1 protein-coding gene and 1 pseudogene are annotated in these 1,165 nt (G+C 69.6%); both read left to right on the top strand.

Features of this window, described 5'->3' with window-relative positions; all coding sequences use genetic code 11:
- Positions 1–89: 89 nt before the first annotated feature.
- Positions 90–707: a hypothetical protein gene (locus GT354_RS44530; protein WP_161362952.1), complete on the top strand. Its 618-nt coding sequence runs from the start codon at positions 90–92 to the stop codon at positions 705–707.
- 221 nt (positions 708–928) lie between these two features.
- Positions 929–1,165, top strand: a pseudogene (locus tag GT354_RS44535) (serine/threonine protein kinase); the annotation flags it as partial.

Consider the following 1,165-nt stretch of genomic DNA (forward strand, 5'->3'; position numbering starts at 1 on the left):
CCACCCCGTCCCCAAAAATCCGCAGGCGCGACCACGCCCACCCACCGGCCACCGCGCAGCTCTCGCGACGCCGCGCTTAGCCTGTGCCGATGAGCGATCACATCCGAGACACCCTCGCGGCGATACCGATCGACGAGTTGCGCCGACGCGCCGCGATCGTCGACGAGATCACCGGCATCGCGCCGGTGGCGGTCGAGACTGCGGAACGCTTCGCCTGGAACGACGGAGGCGGGCAGTCGACCGTGTGGTACTTCACGCCGGACAAGCGGGCGTTGCTACTGACGTTCGACCACGAGACGGACTTGAACCTCTTCGCCGAGGGCACCTACGCCGACCAGGAGTCGCTGTACCGCGGCGTCCCCGAAGACCTCGTCCGGCTGGTGCGCAACCGCCCCGAGAACTACGAATCCCTGAACCTCACGGACCCGGACACGGCAGAGACGATCCACTACGCCGGCGGTGTGTTCTGGTTCGACGGCGAGCAATGGCGACCGGCCGAAGGCTTTCTGGCCTACTGCGCCCGAGAGGACCTGGACCCGTACGCCGAGTCCGGATTCACCTACTGCCTCGCCAACTACCGGCTCGACGGCGAATTCACCCCCGAGGCGATCGTCGAAGAACGCGCCACCTCGAATCGGTACGAGAACGAAGCCGCCCGGGCCGCGGCACTGACCTCGATCCGGGAGATCTTCGCCCGCCACCGATGACCTGCGCGGACCCGCGCGGGATGACGTCGGCCGTCCGAGGAGTCGGACTTCTCGGACGGTCGACGTCATCCCGGGCCGTGTCGGGGCTCGAAGTGCGCTTCCAGGGTGGAGGGCGGTCGCGATCACCCTCCCCGCAGTCCGCTCGGGTGGCACCATGGGGGCGCGTCGGGTGTTCCTGGGTGGAGCAGTGTGGCCGCGCGTGAGGTCGGGGGCGGCTGGGCATGGACGTCGGGCGTTACGAGATGGGGCCGCTGCTCGGGCGGGGCGGGATGGCACGGGTGTATCGGGCGCGGGACACCCGGCTCGGCCGTGAGGTCGCGGTCAAGATGCTGGATCCCGCCCTTGCCCACGATCCGGTCGCTCGGCGGCGGTTTCTCGCCGAGGCGCGGGCGGCGGGTGGGCTGAACCATCCCGGGGTGGTCACCGTCCACGATCACGACGAGGCCGAGGTGGACGGT

It is taken from the genome of Streptomyces sp. SID3343 (assembly GCF_009865215.1).
In the GTDB taxonomy this organism is placed as follows: domain Bacteria; phylum Actinomycetota; class Actinomycetes; order Streptomycetales; family Streptomycetaceae; genus Embleya.